This is a genomic window from Kitasatospora sp. NPDC085879, assembly GCF_040686255.1.
In the GTDB taxonomy this organism is placed as follows: Bacteria; Actinomycetota; Actinomycetes; order Streptomycetales; family Streptomycetaceae; genus Kitasatospora.
Window position 1 is genome coordinate 1 of record NZ_JBFBJZ010000094.1, and the last position, 20,325, is coordinate 20,325.

General features: G+C 73.8%; 17 protein-coding genes and 1 pseudogene. 6 read left to right on the forward strand and 12 right to left on the reverse strand.

The features are described from left to right. Positions 1 to 145 precede the first annotated feature (145 nt). Genes AB0P35_RS37700 through AB0P35_RS37715 form a run of 4 tightly spaced genes read right to left on the reverse strand, consistent with a single transcriptional unit; the run spans position 146 to position 4,733 of the window. Entirely contained in the window at positions 146 to 1,570 is a 1,425-nt protein-coding gene (locus AB0P35_RS37700; protein ID WP_363520185.1) for a GH1 family beta-glucosidase, read from the reverse strand. A gap of 51 nt (positions 1,571 to 1,621) precedes the next feature. Then, positions 1,622 to 2,458 carry a carbohydrate ABC transporter permease gene (locus AB0P35_RS37705; RefSeq protein ID WP_363520225.1) on the reverse strand — a complete coding sequence of 279 codons (837 nt, stop codon included), beginning with the start codon at positions 2,456 to 2,458 and terminating at the stop codon, positions 1,622 to 1,624. Between the two features lie 5 nt (positions 2,459 to 2,463). Further along, positions 2,464 to 3,435 carry a sugar ABC transporter permease gene (locus tag AB0P35_RS37710; protein WP_363520188.1) on the reverse strand — a complete coding sequence of 324 codons (972 nt, stop codon included), beginning with the start codon at positions 3,433 to 3,435 and terminating at the stop codon, positions 2,464 to 2,466. A 56-nt stretch (positions 3,436 to 3,491) separates the two neighbouring features. Then, positions 3,492 to 4,733 carry an extracellular solute-binding protein gene (locus tag AB0P35_RS37715; RefSeq protein ID WP_363520227.1) on the reverse strand — a complete coding sequence of 414 codons (1,242 nt, stop codon included), beginning with the start codon at positions 4,731 to 4,733 and terminating at the stop codon, positions 3,492 to 3,494. Between the two features lie 421 nt (positions 4,734 to 5,154). Here AB0P35_RS37715 and AB0P35_RS37720 point away from each other — a divergent pair, with 421 nt between their 5' ends. Continuing rightward, positions 5,155 to 8,049 carry a glycosyl hydrolase gene (locus AB0P35_RS37720; RefSeq protein ID WP_363520191.1) on the forward strand — a complete coding sequence of 965 codons (2,895 nt, stop codon included), beginning with the start codon at positions 5,155 to 5,157 and terminating at the stop codon, positions 8,047 to 8,049. 78 nt (positions 8,050 to 8,127) lie between these two features. On the opposite strand, the gene AB0P35_RS37725 is transcribed toward AB0P35_RS37720, so the two are convergent. From AB0P35_RS37725 to AB0P35_RS37735, 3 genes are all read right to left on the reverse strand, one after another. Continuing rightward, on the reverse strand, positions 8,128 to 8,268 hold the full coding sequence (locus AB0P35_RS37725) for a hypothetical protein (RefSeq protein WP_363520194.1): 141 nt from the start codon (positions 8,266 to 8,268) through the stop codon (positions 8,128 to 8,130). 672 nt (positions 8,269 to 8,940) lie between these two features. Next, entirely contained in the window at positions 8,941 to 9,381 is a 441-nt protein-coding gene (locus tag AB0P35_RS37730) for an ASCH domain-containing protein (RefSeq protein WP_363520197.1), read from the reverse strand. A 9-nt stretch (positions 9,382 to 9,390) separates the two neighbouring features. Continuing rightward, positions 9,391 to 9,891 carry an NADAR family protein gene (locus tag AB0P35_RS37735; protein ID WP_363520200.1) on the reverse strand — a complete coding sequence of 167 codons (501 nt, stop codon included), beginning with the start codon at positions 9,889 to 9,891 and terminating at the stop codon, positions 9,391 to 9,393. 329 nt (positions 9,892 to 10,220) lie between these two features. Here AB0P35_RS37735 and AB0P35_RS37740 point away from each other — a divergent pair, with 329 nt between their 5' ends. Further along, positions 10,221 to 11,480, forward strand: a complete 1,260-nt coding sequence (locus tag AB0P35_RS37740; protein ID WP_363520203.1) for a family 16 glycosylhydrolase — start codon at positions 10,221 to 10,223, stop codon at positions 11,478 to 11,480. Between the two features lie 99 nt (positions 11,481 to 11,579). Here AB0P35_RS37740 and AB0P35_RS37745 read toward each other — a convergent pair whose 3' ends face one another. After that, entirely contained in the window at positions 11,580 to 12,608 is a 1,029-nt protein-coding gene (locus tag AB0P35_RS37745; protein WP_363520206.1) for an aminoglycoside phosphotransferase family protein, read from the reverse strand. Between the two features lie 54 nt (positions 12,609 to 12,662). Further along, positions 12,663 to 13,676 carry a LacI family DNA-binding transcriptional regulator gene (locus AB0P35_RS37750; RefSeq protein WP_095877278.1) on the reverse strand — a complete coding sequence of 338 codons (1,014 nt, stop codon included), beginning with the start codon at positions 13,674 to 13,676 and terminating at the stop codon, positions 12,663 to 12,665. Between the two features lie 366 nt (positions 13,677 to 14,042). Between AB0P35_RS37750 and AB0P35_RS37755 the strand changes: the two genes are divergently transcribed. Beyond that, positions 14,043 to 15,572 (forward strand): AlkA N-terminal domain-containing protein, encoded by a 1,530-nt coding sequence (locus tag AB0P35_RS37755; protein WP_363520209.1) that lies wholly within the window; start codon positions 14,043 to 14,045, stop codon positions 15,570 to 15,572. After that, positions 15,569 to 16,075, forward strand: a complete 507-nt coding sequence (locus AB0P35_RS37760; protein WP_363520212.1) for a methylated-DNA--[protein]-cysteine S-methyltransferase — start codon at positions 15,569 to 15,571, stop codon at positions 16,073 to 16,075. Before AB0P35_RS37755 ends, AB0P35_RS37760 begins: the two co-directional genes overlap by 4 nt. A 28-nt stretch (positions 16,076 to 16,103) precedes the next feature. On the opposite strand, the gene AB0P35_RS37765 is transcribed toward AB0P35_RS37760, so the two are convergent. Further along, a complete protein-coding gene (locus AB0P35_RS37765; protein WP_363520215.1) occupies positions 16,104 to 16,574 on the reverse strand; it encodes a DUF2000 domain-containing protein in 471 nt (156 codons plus the stop codon). Positions 16,575 to 16,632: 58 nt separating this feature from the next. Here AB0P35_RS37765 and AB0P35_RS37770 point away from each other — a divergent pair, with 58 nt between their 5' ends. Next, on the forward strand, positions 16,633 to 17,433 hold the full coding sequence (locus tag AB0P35_RS37770; RefSeq protein WP_363520217.1) for an AraC family transcriptional regulator: 801 nt from the start codon (positions 16,633 to 16,635) through the stop codon (positions 17,431 to 17,433). On the opposite strand, the gene AB0P35_RS37775 is transcribed toward AB0P35_RS37770, so the two are convergent. Then, positions 17,434 to 18,012 carry a MarR family transcriptional regulator gene (locus AB0P35_RS37775; protein ID WP_363520220.1) on the reverse strand — a complete coding sequence of 193 codons (579 nt, stop codon included), beginning with the start codon at positions 18,010 to 18,012 and terminating at the stop codon, positions 17,434 to 17,436. Positions 18,013 to 18,141: 129 nt separating this feature from the next. Here AB0P35_RS37775 and AB0P35_RS37780 point away from each other — a divergent pair, with 129 nt between their 5' ends. Then, the gene (locus AB0P35_RS37780) at positions 18,142 to 19,635 is read left to right on the forward strand and encodes an MFS transporter (RefSeq protein ID WP_363520222.1); all 1,494 of its coding nucleotides are present in this window, start codon (positions 18,142 to 18,144) and stop codon (positions 19,633 to 19,635) included. A 93-nt stretch (positions 19,636 to 19,728) separates the two neighbouring features. Here the strand turns inward: AB0P35_RS37780 and AB0P35_RS37785 are convergent. Next, positions 19,729 to 20,232: pseudogene (locus AB0P35_RS37785) on the reverse strand (DUF305 domain-containing protein); the annotation flags it as partial. Positions 20,233 to 20,325 lie beyond the last annotated feature (93 nt).

Sequence of the window (20,325 nt, forward strand, 5' to 3'; positions counted from 1 at the left end):
CTGCTGGGCGAGGGGCGGCGCACCGCTCTGATCATCAACGCCGACGACTACAAGGACACCGAGGCCCGCGCGGCCTCGCTCAAGCGTGAGGTGGGCCGGAGCCCCCACAGCCCCCGGCAGCCGCACGGCGTCCAAGGCCGGCCCGTCAGGCCGGCAGGTCGCCCGTCCGGATCACCTCCGCGTACCAGCGCGCACTCTCCTTGGGGGTGCGCCGCTGGCTCGCGAAGTCCACGTGCACGATGCCGAACCGCTTGCTGTAGCCGAACGCCCACTCGAAGTTGTCCAGCAGCGACCAGAGGAAGTAGCCCTGCACCGGTGCGCCGTCCGCGATCGCCCGGCGCACCGCCGCCAGGTGGCCGTGCAGATAGGCGATCCGCTCCGGGTCGCGCACCGCGCCGCTCGGGTCGCAGTAGTCCTCGTACGCGGCGCCGTTCTCCGTCACCAGCAGCGGCAGCCCCGGCACGTCGTCGCGCAGCCGGGTCAGCAGCTCGTACAGGCCGTCGGCGTCCACCGGCCAGCCCATCGCGGTGCGGCTGCCCTCCGCGGGCAGGAAGCGCACCCCGCGGTCGGCGGGCCACGGCGAGAGCTCGCCGGCGTGCCCGTCCTGGCGGGCGGCCGGGTTCTCCGGGTCGTCCGCGGCCACCACGGTCGGCGTGTAGTAGTTGATCCCCAACGAGTCGATCGGACGGGAGATCTCCGCCAGGTCGCCGTCGTGGACGAAGGACCAGTCGGTGAGCTCCGCGGTGTCCGCCAGCACGTCCGCCGGGTAGCGGCCGTGGAAGACCGGGTCCAGGAAGATCCGGTTCGCCAGGCCGTCGATCCGCCGGGCCGCGTCCAGGTCGGCCGCGTCCCGGGTCAGCGGCCGCACTGCCGCCAGGTTCAGCGTCAGCGAGACCTGCGCCGCCGACGGCAGCGCCGCGCGCAGCGCGCCGGTGCCGAGACCGTGCGCCAGCAGCAGGTGGTGATGGGCGGCCAGGGCGTCCGCCTGGTCCGTGCGGCCCGGCGCGTGGATGCCGTTGCCGTAGCCGAGGAAGGCGCTGCACCACGGCTCGTTGAGCGTCGTCCAGGTACCGATCCGGTCGCCGAGGCGCTCGGCCGCGACCTGCGCGTACTCGGCGAAGCGGTATGCGGTGTCCCGGTTCGTCCAGCCGCCCGCGTCCTCCAACTCCTGCGGCAGGTCCCAGTGGTAGAGCGTCGCCACCGGGGTGACGCCGGCCGCCAGCAGCTCGTCGACCAGCCGGTCGTAGAACGCCAGGCCGGCCTCGTTCACCGGGCCGCGGCCGCCGGGCACGATCCGCGGCCAGGCCAGTGAGAACCGGTACGCGCCGAGCCCGAGCCCGGCCATCAGCGCCACGTCCTCGCGGAACCGGTGGTAGTGGTCGGCGGCGATGTCGCCGGTGTCGCCGTTGCGGACCTTGCCCGGCGTACGGCTGAAGGTGTCCCAGATGGACGGCGTGCGGCCGTCCTCGGCGGCGGCGCCCTCGATCTGGTACGCGGCGGTCGCCGCGCCCCAGACGAAGCCGGCCGGGAAACCGGTGCGGACGGGGGAGGGGAGGGCTTCGACGGACATGTCGCCTTCCGGAAGGGGTGGTTGGGGAAGCACGGACGGAGAGGGCACGGCTCAGCCCTTGACGGCGCCCTGCATGATGCCGCCGACGATCTGCCGGCCGAGCAGCGCGAAGACCAGCAGCACCGGCAGGGTGCCGAGCAGCGTGCCGGCCATCACGACCGACTGGTCCGGCACGTAGCCCTGGCCGAGCGACTTCAGCGCCACCTGCACCGTCGGGTTCTGCGAACTCAGCGCCACGACCGGCCAGAAGAAGTCGTTCCAGGTGGCCATGAAGGTCAGCATGCCCAGCACGGCCATGCCCGGCCGGGCCACCGGCAGCACGATCGACCAGAAGATCCGCAGCGCCGAGGCGCCGTCGACCCGGCCGGCCTCGATCAGCTCGTCCGGCAGCGCCTGGATCAGGAACTGCCGCATGAAGAACACGCCGAACGCCGAGACCAGCGAGGGCAGGATCACCGCCGGCAGCTTGTTCTGCAGGTCCATCTTCACGATCACCATGAACAGCGGGATCACGCCCAGCTGCGGCGGGATCATCATGGTGCCGACCGTCACCGCCAGCAGCAGCCCGCGACCGCGGAACCGCAGCTTGGCGAAGGCGAAGCCGGCCAGCGTCGAGGAGAGCACCACACCGGCGGTCACCGCGCCCGACACCAGCAGCGAGTTCCACAGCGCGGTGCCGATCGCGGCCTGCTGCAGCGCCTCGCCGAGGTTGTGGAACAGGTTCGGCCCGGGGGTGAACGCCGGAGTCGCCCCGCTCAGCTCGGAGTTGGTCCGGCTGGCCGCCACCAGCGTCCAGTAGAAGGGGAAGACGAACAGCAGCGTGGCCACGCCCAGCACCGCGTACGCGAGCGGACCGCCCTGCAGGGGGGAGCGCTTGGCAAGCATCATCTCGATCACCGGTCCGTACGGTTGCGCCGGGCGGCGATCGCCGCGTTCAGCAGGGCGAGCACCACGATCAGCAGGAACATCACCCACGCCACGGCCGCCGCGCGGCCCAGGTGGAAGAAGGTCCAGCCCTGCTCGTACATGTAGAGGCCGAGGGTCTGGTACTGGTGCGAGATGCCGCCGCCCGAGTTGCCCTCGTACAGCAGCGGCTCACCGAAGAGCTGGGTGGCGCCGATGGTGGACACCACCACGGTGAAGACGATCGTCGGCCGCAGGCCCGGGATCGTCACATGGCGGAACTGCTGCCAGCGCGAGGCGCCGTCCATCGCCGCCGACTCGTACAGCTCGCCGGGGATCGCCTGCATACCGGCCAGGTAGATCAGCGCGTTGTAGCCCGTCCACCGCCAGGTGACGATCGCCGACACGCCGAACTGCGAGGCCCAGGTGTCCGCCTGCCAGTCCACCGGGCCGACGCCGACCGAGGTGAGCACCCAGTTGATCAGGCCGTAGTCCCGGCCGAACAGCTGGGCGAAGACCAGGGTCGCCGCCGCCACCGAGGTCGCGTACGGCATCAGCATCGCGACCCGGAAGAACGTCCGGCCGCGCAGCCGGTAGTTCAGCAGGTGCGCCAGGCCGAGCGCCATCAGCAGCTGCGGAACCGTCGACAGCACACCGATGGTGAAGGTGTTGCCCAGCGCGTTCCAGAAGAACGGGTCCTCGAACAGCCGGGTGTAGTTCTGCAGGCCCAGCCAGTCCATCTGCTCCGAGGTCTGCAGCTCCACCCGGTGCAGCGACACGTACGCCGTGTACACCAGCGGGAACAGCCCGAAGGCGGCGAACAGGACGAAGAACGGCGCGACGAAGCCGTACGGGGCGAGCCGCCCCGCCGTACGCGGACCGGACCGGCGCGCCGCACCGGCCGGGGCCGGCCGCTCGGGGCGCCGCCCGGCCGCCGGGGCGGGGGGAGAGGTGATGGCCATGGGGAGTCCTCGGACGGGGCCCCCGGCCGGAAGGGCCGGGGGCCGGTGGTCGGTCGTCAGTTGCCGTTGGCCTTCTTGACGTTGTCCAGCGCGTGCTGCCAGGCGGTGGCCGGCGCGGTGCTGGTGCGCTCCACCTCGCCCAGCGCGTCGGTGAACGCCTTGCCGATCACACCGTCGTCCGTGCCCAGCACCTGGGCCGGCATCGCCGCGGCCGACTCACTGAAGATCTGGCCGATCGGCGCGTTGTTGAAGTACGGGTCCTGCACCGACTTGATCTCGGCCTGCGCGTCCGTGCTCGACGGGAAGGAGCCCTGCTTGGTGAACAGCTTCACCTGCTGCTCCTTGGCGTTCAGCCACTTGATCAGCTCGGCGGCCTCCTTCGGGTGCTTCGCAGTCCGCGGGATCGCCAGGTACGAGCCGCCCCAGTTGCCGGTCTTGCCGGGGCCCGAGGCGATGTCCCACTTGCCCGCGAAGGCGTCGCCCGCCTGGCCCTTGATGTAGCCGATCATCCAGGCCGGGCAGCTCAGCGTGGCGAACTTGCCGGTGGAGAAGGCCTTGTTCCACTCCGGGGTCCACTGCGGCAGCTTGGCGGAGAGGCCGTCGGCGACCAGCTTGGTGGCGTCGTCCCAGGCCGTCCTCACCGCCGGGCTGGTCTCGTACACCGCCTTGCCGCCCTCGTCGGAGTAGCGCACCTTCTGCTGGCCGACCTCGGCGGTGAACATGCCCGCCGCGCTGTCCGTCCAGGCGTTGCCCGGCTGCGCCTTGGCCGTGTACTGCTTGCCCAGCTCCAGGTAGCCCTGCCAGCTGGACCACTTGGCGGCCAGCTCGGTGCGGTCGGTGGGCAGGCCGGCCGCCTTGAACAGGTCGGTGCGGTAGCAGATCGCCTCCGGGCCGATGTCGGTGCCCGCGCCGAGCACCTTGCCGTCGGCGGTCTTGATCGCCGCGCCCTTCCACGGCACCAGCCCGTCGTTGACGCCGCCGATGCCGAGCGTCTTGAGGTCGGTGAACTTGTCGGACTGCTTCTGCACGACGCTCGCCACCCGGCCGACCTCCAGGCCCTGGATGTCGGCGAGGCCGCCGCCGCCGGCCAGCTTGGTCTGCAGGGCCTGCCAGTACTGGCCCTCGTCCTGGGTGTCCGACTGCTTGATGGTGATGTTCGGGTGCGACTTCATGTACTCGTCGTAGAGGCCGGTCTCCTTGAACCCGAAGGTGCCGAAGAGGTCGATCGTCAGGGCGACCTTGCCGTCGGCGGCGTCCTTGGAGGCGGTGCCGCCGGACGAACAGGCGGTGAGCAGCATGGTCGCCGCGAGGGCGGCGGTACCGAGGGCAGCCGTACGGCGGTCTCTGAACGGGCGCATGGGGATGTCTCCTGACCGGACAGGTGGGTGGCTGGAGTCTGCGAAGGGGGCGCTGACGGGCGAGCGCTCCCCGCGGGCCGCGGCATGTCGATGCCCGGGTGCCGAATTTCTGAGAGCGCTCTCAGCGATGAAAGGAGAGTGCCGGGGCGCGCGGGTGGGCGTCAAGGGGTCGAAACCTGACCGTAACCTCGGAATGTGCCGCTCCACCTCGCCCTACGGGCCTTCGTGGCCGCCCGGAGGGTTGGATGGGGGATTCCGTTCAGCGCATTGACACTCCGTCGGATTCGGCCCTACGGTCCGATCGCTGAGAGCGCTTTCAAGAACTCACCCGTCCCCCACCCCCCACCCGAGGTGGAGCCCGATGAAGCTCAGATCCCTGCGCAGCCCGGCCGCGGCGGTCACCGCCCTGGCCCTGGCGGCCGCCGCAGCACTCACCGCGACCGTCGCCGCCGGCAGCGCCGCCGCCGCGACCGTCCCGGTCGGCCTCGGCGGATACGCCGACACCCGCCCCGCCGGCACGGTCGGGCCGAGCAACGCCGACGGCGCCCCCGTCACCCCCAAGGTCACCGCGCGGATGGCCGGCAAGGCCGCCCCCACCAACGACTGGTGGTCCTCGCTGATCTACCAGCGCTACGCGGGCAACCCGTACTCCGAGAACATGTACGCCCACCCGTTCACCTTCAAGGCGAACGCGAGCGGCCTGGAGGTCGGCTACCCCACCACGCCGACGATCACCTCCGACGGCCGCCAGTACGACTTCACCCACACCCGCGACCTCACCCTCGGCGTGGCAGGCCTCAGCTCCCCGGACACCAAGGTCGACGGCTGGTCCGACTGGACGGTCACCCCCTACTGGGCCGACGCCGGCCACACCTTCAGCGCCACCATCGGCCACGGCCTGCCCTACGTCTACGCGCACGCCACCGGCGGCGCCGCCCAGATCACCACGGCCGGCACCCCCACCGTCTTCGCCGACCAGGGCAACGTCCTCGGCATCACCGTCGGCGGCCACCACTACGGCCTGTTCGCCCCCACCGGCACCGACTGGACGATCAGCGGCAGCACGCTCACCGCCGCACTCGGCGCCAAGGACTACTACTCCGTCGCCGTGCTGCCCTCGCCCGCCGACCTCGCCCGGTACCGCACCTACGCCTACAGCTTCGTCACCGACACCAAGGCCGACTGGAGCTACCAGGAGTCCGCCGGCGCGCTGAGCACCACCTACACCGCCACCACCACCCCGCAGGAGGGCAGCGAGACCGGCACCCTGCTGGCCCTCTACCCGCACCAGTGGCAGGCCACCGCCGACCCGCTCACCGGGCTGACCTACACCTCGCCGCGCGGCACCATGAAGGTCCGCCAGGGCGCCACCTTCACCACCACGCAGGCCGTCACCGGCGTCCTGCCCTCGCTGCCCGACCTCGGCGCCTACGACCGCACCGCCCTGGACACCATGGTCAAGGCCGAGGCGAACGCCGCCGACCCCTGGCAGGGCGCCACCGACACCTACTGGACGGGCAAGGCCCTCGGCCGGCTCGCCCAGCTCGTGCCCGTCGCCGACCAGCTCGGCGACACCGCCACCCGCGACAAGCTGATCGGCCTGCTCAAGGGCAAGCTCGAAACCTGGTTCAAGGGCACCGGCTCACCCGTCTTCGCCTACGACTCCACCTGGAAGACGCTGATCGGCTACCCCGCCTCCTACGGCACCGACGCCGAACTCAACGACCACCACTTCCACTACGGCTACTTCGTCCAGGCCGCCGCCACCGTCGCCCGCTACGACGCCGCGTGGGCCGCCGACTCCGCCTGGGGCGGCATGGTCAAACTGCTCGCCAAGGACGCCGCCAACGCCGACCGCACCGACGCCCGATTCCCGCTGCTGCGCAACTTCGACGTCTACGCCGGCCACGGCTGGGCCTCCGGCCACGCAGGCTTCGCCGCCGGCAACAACCAGGAGTCCTCCTCCGAGGGCCTCAACTTCAGCTCCGGGCTGATCCTCTACGGCTCCGCAACCGGCGACACCGCCCTGCGCGACCTCGGCGTCTACCTCTACACCACCGAGGCCAACGCCGTTCAGCAGTACTGGTTCGACGCCGACCACACCGTCTTCCCGAGCACCTTCGGCCACGCCACCGTCGGCATGGTCTGGGGCAGCGGCGCCGCCTACTCCACCTGGTGGACGGCCTCGCCCGGCATGATCCACGGCATCAACTTCCTGCCCGTCAACGGCGGATCGCTCTACCTGGCCCGCCGCCAGGACGACCTGCGGGCCAACCTCGCCGAACTGAAGGCCAACAACGGCGGCGCCTTCACCGACTGGCGGGACATCCTCTGGGAGACCGAGGCCCTCACCGACCCGGCCGCCGCCAAGACCGACTGGGACACCGGCAATGCCGGCTACACCCCGGAGGAGGGCGAGTCCAAGGCCCACACCTACCACTGGATCCACAACCTGGCCTCGCTCGGCACCCTCGATGCGGCCACCACCGCCGACACCCCGACCGCGGCCGTCTTCACCAACGGCGGCACCCGCACCCACGTGGCGCACAACTACACCACCGCCGCCCGCACCGTGCACTTCACGGACGGCTACACGCTGACCGTGCCCGCCCGCTCCACCGCCACCGAGCACGGCAGCCGGCAGGACGGCGGCAGCGGCGGCGTCACCCCGTCGCCCACGCCCACCGGCTCGCCCACCCCGACGCCGACTCCGACGCCCACCCCGACTCCGACGCCCACGCCGACGGCGACGGCCACGACCGGCAACACCTTCTACCTGCAGCCCGGCGGCACCCTGACCACCGGCTACGGCAGCGCGGCCGCCACCGACACCCTGCCCTCCGCGGGCGGCACCAACCACGACGGCACGCCCTACCAGGCGAAGGTCTACGAGATCCGCAACCTCAGCGGCACCGTGAAGCCCGGCGCGGCCACCGACTTCGACCTCTGGGTCGACGCCGGCAGCGCCGTCGGCCTCGGCCAGCAGGCCAGGGTCTCCTACGACCTCACCGGCGACGGCACCTTCGAACGGGTCGAGACCTACCGGTACTTCGCCACCGACCCGGTCGCGGGCTGGGAGCGCTACTCCGCCGCCGCGGCCGGTCCGAGCTCGGTCACCGGCAGCCTCGGCACCCTCGACCACGGCACCGTCCGCATCGAGATCTGGTCCGCCATCGGCTCCGCCCCCGCCCAACTGAGGGTCGGCGCCACCCAGACCCAGGGCAGCGCCTCGGTGCTGCGCATCCCGTTCAACTAGCGACCGGCTCCCACGCTCCTCGTCCTCCCCGCGCGCACACCGCCGGGGGAGGACGAGGAGTCCCCCGTGCCCCGTGGGCTACCGGTCGGCGCGCTCGCGGTCGGTCCAGCCGGCCGCGCCGACGCAGGCCTCGTTGCCCTCGGGGTCGGCCAGCACCGAGTGGGAGGGGGCGAGAGCGCTATTGACCAGGCGGCCGCCGGCGATCCGAGCCTCGGGCAAGTCGTAGGGCAGCCAGACGTCGACCGTCGCACCCGCCCTGCTCCCGGTGCTCGCGCCGCCACACCCGGCGCCACGCCTCCGCGGCGCCGCCGCTGTCCGGGCGGCCCACCGCGGCGCAGCCGCACGGGCAGATCCGCCCCGGGGCCCCGCAGCCGCGGCACCACCGGGTGCATCCGGGGCCGGCCGGCCCGGTCTTCCGGTCCGGCTCCTCACCGCACCACCGGCAGCCCGGCAGCGCCAGGCCGGCGGCGAGTGCGATCTGCCGCCGGACGTACGCCGGAAGCGTCAGGGGCGGGTGGACCTGCGGGTCGGCCCACCGGGCGGCCGGCAGCGGGTGTTCCCACCACGGTTCCCCGGGCGGCAGGGTGCGGCGGCCGGCCCGTTTGTCCGCGCGCCGCCTTTCGATCCACCGTTCGCTGTCCGCCAGCCGGAGCCGGCGTGCCTCGTGCAGCTCCTCCACCGCGCGCGTCAGCGACCCGGGGTCGGTCGCCAGATCGCGGGGCATCGCGGCGCTCACTGTCAGGTGGTGGTAAGTGGCGCGCAGCCCGTAGGGCGCGAACTCGGTCAGGCACGTCCGCAGGGCCGAGTGCCGGCGCACGGTGCTCAGCGAGGAGTCGATCACCAGCAGGCGGTGGGTGAGGAAGGAGGTCACGGCGGCCGTCCGGAAGGCATTCAGTCGCCGACCGGGCCGAAGCGCTCGACCACCCGGAACCGCTGCAGGACGAGCGGGGTGGACGCGTCCACGGTGAAGGCCGGGTCCTCCAGGACCGCGCGCAACTCCTCGCTGTGCCAGAAGCTTTCATGGCCGGCCCGCCACTCGGCGACCGAGCCGTAGCCCTCGCCCTCGGCGACGGCGTGTGCGAGGTCGACCTCGGCGAGCGGGGCGATCCGCACCTCGGTGAGCTCGATCACCGCGACCACCCGCTCGTCGGAGTCCACCACGGCCTCCCGCAGACCGGCCGACGGCAGCGGCTCGCCCAGCTTCTCGTACTCGGCGACCAGGCCGGTGGTGCTGGTCTTGGAGCCGTCCAGGATCGCGGCGACGAGTGCGTCGCGCAGCGGCCCGGGGAAGGCGAACTCGGCCTTGGGCAGGCCATGGTGGGAGTGGTCCATCCGGCCAGGCTAGCCCCGCAGCCGGACGGCGGCATCCGAGTTCCGGCCGCGTCGCCCGGGGGCCGCGGCCTGTTCGGCGGCGAGGCGGCTGCGGGTGCGCATCAGGATGCGGCCCAGCATGTTCCGGCCGGTGCCGTTGCGTCCGCAGCCCCAGTAGTCGTCGGCGAAGGTGTCCTCGACCAGTTGCTCTCCGCCGGTGGACAGCAGGACGGTCCGGATGTCCTCGTGGGCGCGGAACTTGGCCTCGACGCCGCGGCGCATCACCTCGTCCCTGACGCGCAGCCAGTCCCGCCGCGGCGCCGTCGCCGGATCGCGCCCCAGGTCGGCGGCCCGCAGCGGGGAGTCGGCCCGCCGGATCCGCTCGGCGTACCGGCTGCCCGGGAACTTCTGTGCCTGGTACCAGTGTTCGACGGTGGGCCAGTGCGTGCCGCCCAGGTCGACGCCGTGCGGTGAGAAGTTGGAGAAGCAGCCGTACGGGACCTCGTCGGCGCCGTGGAATCGGATCGTCAATGCCCGCCGTCCCTTTCCGGAGGAGACCCGGCACGCTGTCACCCGCCGAGGCGTCGGGCAACCGATTTCCGGCGCTGCGGGTCCTCCGCATGATGTCCACAGGTCAAGTGAGCCCTAAGAGACGCTTAAGGGTCTGCGGAGATTTGTATCGCCGCAGGTCAGGGGCTTGCCGGTGGCGGAGGTCGGCATTGTCGGCGGGCCGTCAGGTCGGTAGCGTGTGGGCCCACCGGAGCCGCCCCGGTCGCGAAGAGAGCGCTCTCGCTCCTTCGGGTACGTGCGGTCCTCCCTGCTCTGCTCACGCCCGTACCCCAGGAAGGGGTGTGCCTGTCATGGCCTCCCACCGCAAACGCCGCTGGTCGCTCGGCGGACTCGTGCTCACGCTCACCACGGCCCTCGTGGGGGCGGCGTTGGTGTCGGCCAACGACGCGGTGGCCCCGCGGGCCGGCGCAGCGGTCGCCGCACAGACCTGGTCCGACGAGTTCGACGGCCCGGCCGGCCGCGGCCCCGACGCCGCCAAGTGGACGCTGGAGACGGGCGGTTCGGGCTTCGGCAACCACGAGCTGGAGTACTACACCAACAGCACCTCCAACGCCGCACTGGACGGCCAGGGCCACCTGGTCATCACAGCGAAGAAGAACACCGACCCCGGCCTCGGCTGCTGGTACGGGCAGTGCCAGTACACCTCGGCCCGGCTGAACACCGCCCGGACCTTCACCCAGGCGTACGGCCGCTTCGAGGCCCGCATCAAGATCCCGCGCGGCCAGGGCGTCTGGCCCGCCTTCTGGATGCTCGGCAACGACCTCGGCACCGCGGGCTGGCCGAACAGCGGCGAGATCGACGTCATGGAGAACATCGGCCGCGAGCCGAACAGCGTGCACGGCACCATCCACGGACCCGGCTACTCCGGCGCCGGCGGTCTCGGCGCCGCGTACAGCCTGCCCGGCGGCAAGGCCTTCGCCGACGACTTCCACACCTTCGCCGTGGACTGGAGCCCGAGCGCCATCGTCTGGTCGGTGGACGGCACCCCCTACGAGACCCGCACCCCCGCCGACACCAACGGCAACAAGTGGGTCTTCGACCACCCGTTCTTCGTCATCCTCAACCTGGCGATCGGCGGCGACTGGCCCGGCAGCCCGGACGGCGCAACCGCCTTCCCGCAGGCCATGGTGGTCGACTACGTGCGCGCCTCCGGCTCCGGCAGCAGCCCGGCGGCCGGGCCGATCCGCGGTATCGGCGGCATGTGCGTCGACGTGGCCGGCGGCTCCAGCGCCGACCGCACCCCCATCCAGCTGCACAACTGCACCGGCAGCCCGGCCCAGCAGTGGACGGTCGGCAGCGACGGCACCGTCCGCGCCCTCGGCAAGTGCCTGGACGTGGCGGGCGGTTCCACCGCGGACGGCGCCGTCGTCCAGCTGTACACCTGTAACGGCACCAACGCCCAGAAGTGGACCTACACCGCGGCGCACGACCTGACCAACGTCGGCGCCAACAAGTGCCTGGACGCCAAGGACAACTCCTCGGCCGACGGCACCCGCCTGCAGACCTGGACCTGCGGCGGCGGCGCCAACCAGAAGTGGACCATCGGCTGATCCCTCCTGCTGCCGCGCCCCGCCCCCGGCTCCCCCCGCCGGGCGCGGGGCGCCCGCCGTCGTCGACGGAGGGCCGTCCGTCACGGTCGGCGCGCGCTCCTACGGCCGCCGTTCGGGCAGCGGGCGGATGCCGGGCCAGCGGGCGAGCATGCCCTCGTACATGGCGGTGGCCAGCCGGCCCAGGTCCCTGGATGCGGGGTTGTCGGCGGTGAGGCGGTCGACCGTCCGCAGCCGGTGGGCGAGCCGCTGGCGGGCGGTGGCGGTGCCCCAGGTCCAGTCGCGGTGGGGGATCCGGGCCAGGTGGTCGGTGGTGCCCCGGTGGGCGCGCTGGACGAGGGCGTCGCCGCGCAGCAGCCACCCGGTGCAGGCATCCGCGAGGTCGCCGTGGACGTCGGTGCCGGTGTCGGCGCGCCACTGCGCGCGGTAGGCGGCCTCGGCGGCCGCCAGCCGCTGTGACGCGGGGGCGGTGGCGCACCAGCAGGTCGGGAATCCGATGCGCAGATAGGCGAGTTCGACGATCCCGGGCCCGAGCGAGGCCTGCTCGAAGTCGACGAAGCGGATGCCGTCCCCGGTGTGCATGTCGTTTCCCGGGCACGGGTCGCCGTGCAGCAGGGCGCGGCCGGGCAGTGCGGCCAGCCGGTCGACGAGGCCGTCGAGTTCGGCGTGCGCGCCGGCCGGTACGACGGCGCCGAGCTCCCTGGCCAGCCGGAGGAAGGCCTCCACGTCCTCGCCGGTGGGCCCGGACCAGGCGGGCAGGCCGTGGCCGTGGCCACCGCCGGCCAGAGCGTGCAGCCGGGCCAGGGCGGCCGCGTAGTCGATCACCCAGTCCTCGCGCGGAGTTCGGTGCTCGAGGTGCTCCAGGACGAGCACCCGCGCGTCCGGGTCGGCGGCGAGCAGCCGGGGCGCCACCGGCGGGTCGGCCCGGCCGGTGAGCCGCAGCGCGGCCAGCTCGCGGGCGTACCGCTCGTCGGCCTCCGGCCCGGCGCGGAGCTGTTTGACCACCACGGGGGTGCCGGAGAGTTCGGCCCGCCAAACCCGCGACCGCGGGCTGCTGCCGAGCCTGCGGGCCCCGCGCGGTGTGCCGAGTTCGGTCCTGAGCCGCTCCCCGAAGGGCAGTCGTGACCACATGGCGCCATCATCGCATGGGTACGAACCGTTCTGCGAGCGGATAGTGGCGGTGCGTCAGGCCGTGCCGCGGACGACCAGCCGGGTCGGGGTGATCACCGAGGTCGGGCCGCGGCGGCCGGTGGTGTCGGCCTGGCCGGCGAGGCGGCGCAGCAGCAGACGGGCCATCAGGCGGCCCATCTCCTCGATGTCCTGGCGGACGGTGGTGAGCGGCGGGTCCGTCCAGGCGGCGATCTGCTCGACGTCGTCGAAGCCGACCACTGCGACGTCCTCCGGCACCCGGCGGCCGGCGGCGCGGAGCACCCGCAGCGCGCCGGAGGCCATCGCGTCGGAGGCGGCGAAGACGGCGTCCAGGTCGGGGCGGCGGGCGAGCAGCTCGGCCATCGCGCGGCCGCCGCCGTCCGGGGTGAAGTCGCCCTCGGCGATGAGGTCGGGGTCGCCGTCGGGCAGCAGGTCGCGGTAGCCGTCGAGGCGGTCGGTCGAGGAGGTCTGGTCGAGCGGTCCTGTGATGGTGGCGATCCTCGTCCGGCCCAGGGACTGCAGGTGCTGGACGGCGATCCGGCCGCCGCCGCGGTTGTCGCTGTCCACGTAGGTCAGCTCCCGGTCGGACTCGGCGCCGGGCCAGCCCGGGCGTCCGCCTATCACGAACGGCAGCCCGACCCGGCGGGCGATGTCCGGCAGCGGGTCGCTGTGGTGGAGCGAGAAGAGCAGGGCGCCGTCGACGTGGCCGCCGGCCAGGTAGCGGCCGACCCGCTGGTAGTCGGCCTGGTCCTCGATGAGCAGCAGCACCATCTGGTTGTCCGCCGAGGACAGCTCGCGGGAGATGCCGCGCAGGTGCTGGGCGAAGAACGGGTCGGAGAAGAGCCGGCTCTCCGGCTCGGAGACCACCACCGCGACGGCGTGGTTGCGCCGGGTGACGAGGGTGCGGGCCGCCAGGTTGGGGACGTAGCCGAGTTCGTCGACCGCCCGCTGGACCTTCTCGCGCAGCGAGGCGCGGACGCCCGCGCCGCCGTTCACCACCCGGGAGGCGGTGGCCCGGGAGACCCCGGCCAGTTCGGCGACGGACTCCAGGGTCGGCCTGGGCGGGGTGCTCGCGGGCTCGCCCCGCCCGCCGCCGGGGTCGGGGTGTGATCCGCCGCGGGTCTGTGCGCTGCCGGAATGCCCGCCGGAGGGCCCGGCGGCGGCTCCGGCGCCGGTGGGCTGCTGCTGCGACACCCTGGGCTCCTCTCACGGATCTGTTCGCATCAGAGCCTATCGGGTACGTCGAGCGAGTTGAGAGCGCTCCCAGGAATCGGGTCGTCCCGGACACCGGCCGCCGTGGCCGCGGAAACGTCCACGGTCCGGACGAGCGGTCCGGACGGGCGGCGCGGGCGGGCCGGCACGGCGATGTCCGATTTCCGCCAGTCGGGGGCGTCGGGGTGGCGCAGACTGGAGGGCGTGATCGACGACGAGACCAGGTACCGGGCCGTGGACAGCCGCGACTCCCGCTTCGACGGGGTCTTCTTCACCGCGGTCCGCACCACCGGCATCTACTGCCGGCCCAGCTGCCCGGCGGTGACCCCGAAGCGCGTCAACTGCACCTTCTACCCCACGGCGGCCGCCGCCCAGGGCGCCGGCTACCGCGCCTGCCGGCGCTGCCGCCCGGACTCCGTCCCCGGCTCCCCGGAGTGGAACCACCGCGCCGACCTGGTCGGCCGTGCCGTGCGGCTGATCGGCGACGGCGTGGTCGACCGCGAGGGCGTCGCCGGCCTCGCCGACCGGCTCGGCTACAGCGCCCGCCAGCTCCAGCGCCAGCTGACCGCCGAACTCGGCGCCGGACCGCTCGCGCTCGCCCGCGCCCAGCGGGCCCAGGCCGCCCGGCTGCTGCTGCAGACCACCGAGCTGCCGGTCACCGAGATCGCCTTCGCGGCCGGCTTCGCCTCCGTCCGGCAGTTCAACGAGACCGTCCGCGAGGTGTACGACCGCACCCCGAGCGGCCTGCGCGCCGAGGCCACCGGCCGCCGCACCCGGACCGCCGCGGCCGGCACCCTCGCCCTGCGGCTCGCCTACCGCGGCGCCCTGGACAGCGACCACCTGCTGGACTTCCTCGCGCTGCGCGCCGTCCCCGGCATCGAGGAGGTCGTGCCCGGCGGCCGGCCCGGCGTCCGCACCTACCGCCGCACCCTCGCCCTGCCGTACGGCCACGCCGTCGCCGAGGTGGACGGGCTAGCAGCGGCCGACCCGCCGACCCGCGGCTGGCTCGACTGCCGGCTCGCCCTGACCGACCTGCGCGACCTCACCACGGCCGTGCACCGGCTGCGGGCGCTGTTCGACCTGGACGCCGACCCGGACGCCGTCGACGAGCAGCTCGGTGCGGACCCCTGGCTCGGCGCGGCCGTCCACGCCCGGCCCGGCGTCCGCTCGCCCGGCCACGTCGACCCGCACGAGCTCGCCGTCCGCGCCGTGCTCGGCCAGCAGGTCAGCGTCGCCGCGGCCCGCACCCTGGCCGGCCGGCTCGCCGAGAGGTACGGTGCCGCGCTGCCCGCGCCCAGCGGAGGCCTGCGGATGCTCTTCCCGACCGCGGGCGCCCTGGCCGCCGCCGAGGACGGCGACCTCGCGATGCCCGCGGCCCGCCGCCGCGCCCTGCGCGGCCTGTGCGCGGCCCTCGCCGACGGCACCGTCCGGCTGGACGGCGGCGTCGACCGCGACCGGGCCGCCGCCGACCTGCTCGCCCTGCCCGGCATCGGCCCCTGGACGGTCGGCTACCTGCGGATGCGGGCACTCGGCGACCCGGACGTCTTCCTGCCGGGGGACGCCGGCGTCCGGCACGGCCTCCTGCGGATCGGCCTGCCCGGCGACCCGGCCGCCGCCGAGGCCGCCGCCCGCCCGTGGTCGCCCTGGCGCTCGTACGCGGTGCACCGGCTCTGGCTGGGCACCTCGGACACCCCCGCGCCGGCGGCCGCGCTCGCCCCGGAGGTGGCGTCATGACGACGGTGTTCACGACCATGCCGAGCCCGCTCGGCCAACTGCTGCTGGCCGGCCGGGCGGACGGCGACGGGCCGGTCGCCCTGGTCTCCGTCACCGCCCCCGGGCAGCGCGGCGGCCCGGTCGAGCCGGCGCCGGACTGGCTGCCCGACCCGGCGGCCCTCGCCGCGGCGGTCGAGCAGCTCACCGCCTACTTCGAGGGCACCCGCACCTCCTTCGACCTGCCGCTCGACCCCGAGGGCAGCGAGTTCCGCCGGCAGGTGTGGAAGGCGCTGGACGACATCCCGTACGGCGGCACCGTCACCTACGGCGAGCTCGGTGCCGCAGCCGGCCTGCCGCCGACGGCCGTCCGCGCGGTCGGCGGCGCCGTCGGCGCCAACCCGCTGCTGGTGATCCGCCCCTGCCACCGCGTCGTCGGCGCGAGCGGCGCCCTCACCGGCTTCGCCGCGGGCATCGACCGCAAGCGCTGGCTGCTGGAGCACGAACGCGGGGCCACGCTCTTCTGACCGGCCCGACCCCTGACCGGCCGGCCGGTCAGGGGTGCATCCGCGCACCCTTGAGGATCTTGTCCACCGCGTTGCGCGGTCCGTGGACGGCCATCCCCACCAGGTCGAGCCGGTCCGTGCCCACGGCCCGTACGGCCGCCCGGTTGTCCCGGTCGTTGCCCGTGGCGAACAGCTCCGAGGTGAACACCGCCGTCGGCAGCGAGCGGGACAGCGCACGGCCGTGCGCGAGGGCCAGCATCTCCCTCGTCCCCTCGAAGACCAGGACGGGCTGGCGGAACATCGGCAGGTACGCGGTGTCGTCGGCGTCCGCGTACGGCTCGCCGATCACCTCCGGCGACGTCGTGCCCAAGCCGCTGACCACGAAGGCGGTCACGTTCAACCGCTGCCAGGGCTCCAGGTCGTCGCGCAGCAGGACGGCGATCTTGGTGTCGAAGCGGACCGGCGCGCTCTCGGCCGCCGCAGCGGTCGCGGCTCCGGACCGGGCGTCCGTCTGATCCATCGTTCTCATGCTCCGAGACTGCGGGATGCGCGCCCCCGCCGTCTTGTACGTTCTTTGCATGGCATCCCGGCAGGACATCTCTGCTTGGCGCCCGTCGGTTCCGGGCGTGGTGGAGGTCCTGCACGCCCGCTTCACCGAGCACACGTACCCGATGCACGTGCACGACGCCTGGACGCTGCTGATCGTCGACGACGGCGCGGTCCGCTACGACCTCGACCGCCACGAACGGGGCACCCCCGACGGCACCGTCAGCCTGCTCCCGCCCCACGTCCCGCACAACGGCTCACCCGCCACCGCCCAGGGTTTCCGCAAGCGTGTCCTCTACCTCGACACGACACAGCTGGACGAGAGCCTCATCGGGCCGGCGGTCGACGGCCCCGACTTCGCCGATCCCGTGCTGCGCAGACACATCGGACGGCTGCACACCGCCCTCGCCAACCGGGGGGACGAACTCGAGGCGGAGAGCCGGCTGGCCCTCGTCGGCCGGCGCCTGCGCGCGCACCTGCGCCCCAGATCGGCCGTCGACTCCCCGGCGTGCGACCGCGGTGTCGCCCGGAACCTGCGCGACCTCCTCGACGCGCGGCTGCTCGAAGGCGTCACTCTGGACGAGGCCGCCGGCCTGCTCCACGCCCACCCGGCACATCTCGTCCGCGCCTTCGGCGCCGCGTTCGGCATCGCACCCCACCAGTACGTGATGTCCCGCCGCGTCGATCGTGCCCGACGCCTGCTCCTCGACGGACAGCCACCGTCCCAGGTGGCGACCGCCGTCGGCTTCTACGACCAGCCCCACCTCACCCGGCACTTCAAGCGGGTCCTGGGTACGACTCCGGGCCGGTACGCCCGCAGCGGCCCGGCGTAGCTAGGAACGGTCGTCGGAGGCCGCGGTGTCGCCGGCGAGGGTGCGGGCGAGGTGTTCGAGGCCGGGGAGGGCGTTCATGACCGCGTCGCGATCGGTCGGGGAGAGGCTCTCCAGGGCGTCGGCGAGGCGGCGCTCGTGGGCGCGGCGCCAGTCCAGCAGCTGGTTGCGGCCCGCCTCGGTGAGCGCGATCCGTGCGGTGCGGCGGTCGCCCGGGTCGGCCTGGCGGTCGACGAAGCCCGCCTCCAGCAGCTTGCCGACCAGGCCGCTCACGGTGTTGGGGGCCAGCCGCTGCCGGGCGGCCAGCTCGCCGACCCGCATCGGGGCCACGGCGAGCGTCTGCAGCAGCTCCACCTGGGCCATCGGCAGCGACTCCCAGGGGTAGTCGGTGCGGATGCTGCTGCGCAGCGCCCGGCGCAGCCGGGTGATCACATCGGTCAGCCGCTGAGCCCGCTCGATCGCCAGTGCCTCGTCCGCCACGGTGTCCGCGGAGGCGGATGCGGAGGCGGATACGGGGGCCGCGTCGCCGGGCGGGGGAGGGGCGGTCGCGGTGGGCGGTACGGGGTGGGACGGCTCCGACATGGCGGACAGCGTATCGGCTCGCCGATGGCCTCCCGCCCCACCGTTCACGGCCGTTCCGCAGCGCGGACAGTTCTGTCCACCGACATGGTCTGTTAGCGAATATGTCTGCTGCCGATGTATTCTTGGGAGGTGCCTGTACCAGCCCACCGCCCCCGCCTGGTCGACAGCGTCCTGCTGCTGGCCGAGCGGCCGCGGCCCCGCACCGTCGCCGCCTGGCCGCACGCGCACTGGCTCGCCGTCGGCACCGTCTGCCTCGGCGCCTTCCTCGGGCAGCTGACGGCCAGCATCACGGCCCTGGTCTTCCCGGCCCTGGAGCGGCAGTTCGACGCCGGCTTCGCGGCGGTCGAGTGGGTGTCGCTCGCCTACCTGCTGGTGCTCGTCGCCCTGCTGGCGCCGGTCGGCCGGCTCTCGGACACGGTGGGCCGCAAGACCATGTACCTCGGCGGGTTCGCGGTCTTCGCCCTGGCCTCGCTCGCCGCCGGTCTCGCCGGGGGGCTGTGGGTGCTGGTCGCCTGCCGGGCCGTCCAGGCGGTCGGCGGGGCGATGATGCAGGCGAACAGTGTCGCACTGGTCGCCCGCGGGGTACCGGCCGGGGCCATGCGCACCGCGCTCGGCATCCAGGCGGCCGCCCAGGCGCTGGGGCTGGCGCTCGGCCCGACCGTCGGCGGGCTGCTGGTGGCGCACACCTCCTGGCGGTGGGCGTTCTGGATCAACGTTCCGATCGCCGTGCTCGGCCTGCTGGCGGGCTGGTTCCTGCTGCCCCGCAGCCGACCGGACGCGGCCCGAACCCGGCGGGCCGAATCCCCGTCCTCCGCCGATCCGGCCGCGGTCGCGGTGGCCCGCCGCGAGTCCCGGTTCGACCTGCTCGGGCTGGTCCTGCTGGTGGCGGCCTCCTCCGCGCTGCTGCTCGCCCTCTCCACCGCCTCCGGCCTGCCGCTGCCCGGCTGGGCGGTGGTGGTGCTGCTCGCCGCGGCGGGCCTGTGCTCGGTCGCCCTCGCCCGGCAGGAGCAGCGGGCGGACCGGCCGATCATCGCCCCCGGCCTGGTCAACACCCCTGGGGTACGGGCCGGGCTGGTGGTCGCGCTGATCGGCTACCTGCTGCTGTTCTGCCCGCTGGTGCTCGGGCCGGTGATGCTGGACTCGGCGGGCGTGTCCGCCGGTACCGCGGGGCTGGTCGTCACCGCGCTGCCCGCCGCCTTCGCGATCGCCGCCACGGCGGGCGGCGCGCTGCTGCCGCGGCACTGGTCGGACGCCCGCCGAGGCCGCGCGGGCGCCCTGGTGACCACCGCCGGTCTGCTGCTGCTCGCCCTGCTGCCGCTGTCGCCGCTGCTCGCGCCGGTCCCGCTGGCGGTGGCCGGCTACGGGCTCGGCCTGCTGCTGCCGGCCAACAACGCCCTGGTGATGCGGTCCGTCCCGGCGGAGAGCTCCGCGGTCGGCGGCGGCATGGTGAACATGGTGCGCAGCCTCGGCACCGCCCTGGGCACGGCGCTGCCGGTGCTCGGCGTCCACCTGGCCGGGGCCGGCGCCGGCGGCCGGGCCGTCCTGCTGGTGCTGGTCGCGGCCGCGCTGGCCGCCGTCCGGCTGTGCGGTGCAGGCCGCCCCCGACCCGTCCTCCGCACCTGAACGCCCCGACCGGGTGGGCGGGGCAACGACGGCGGGCGGGCCGGACGTTCCCGTCCGACCCGCCCGCCGCGGTTGTTCCGGCGGCGCCGCGGCTCAGGAGAGCGGCTGCGCCCCCCGCTTCGCGAGCATCGCCGTCATCAGGTCGATCTCCGACTTCTGCCCGTTGACCATGGTCTGGGCGAGCCGCTTCTCGACGTCGTTGCGGGCCACGTCCACGTAGCCCTGGGCCATCGCCACGCCGCCCTTGTGGTGCTCGATCATCAGCTGCAGGTAGAGCACCTCGGCGTCGCGGCCGCCGAGCGTCCGGAGCTTGGCGAGGTCGGTGTTGGTGGCCATGCCCGGCATCAGCGAGCCGTCGTGCGCGGTGTAGGTGTGCCCCATCCACGCCATCGGCTTGGCGGGCGAGCTCTGGGTGAGCCCCCACTGGTCGAGCCAGCCCATCATCATGCCGCGCTGGTTCGCCTGGGTGTTGATGATGTCGAAGGCGAGGTTGCGCACCTCCTCGTCCTGCGTGCGGTCGCGGACGATGAAGGACATGTCGATGGCCTGCTGGTGGTGGGCCGCCATGTCGCGGGCGAAGCCGGCCTCGGGGGAGTCGGGGGGGGGGGCGGCCGCCCCCCCCCCGCCCCCCGGGCCCCCCCCCCCCCCCCCCCGGGCGGGCCCCCCGCGGCCGGGCGGGGGAGTTCGGTA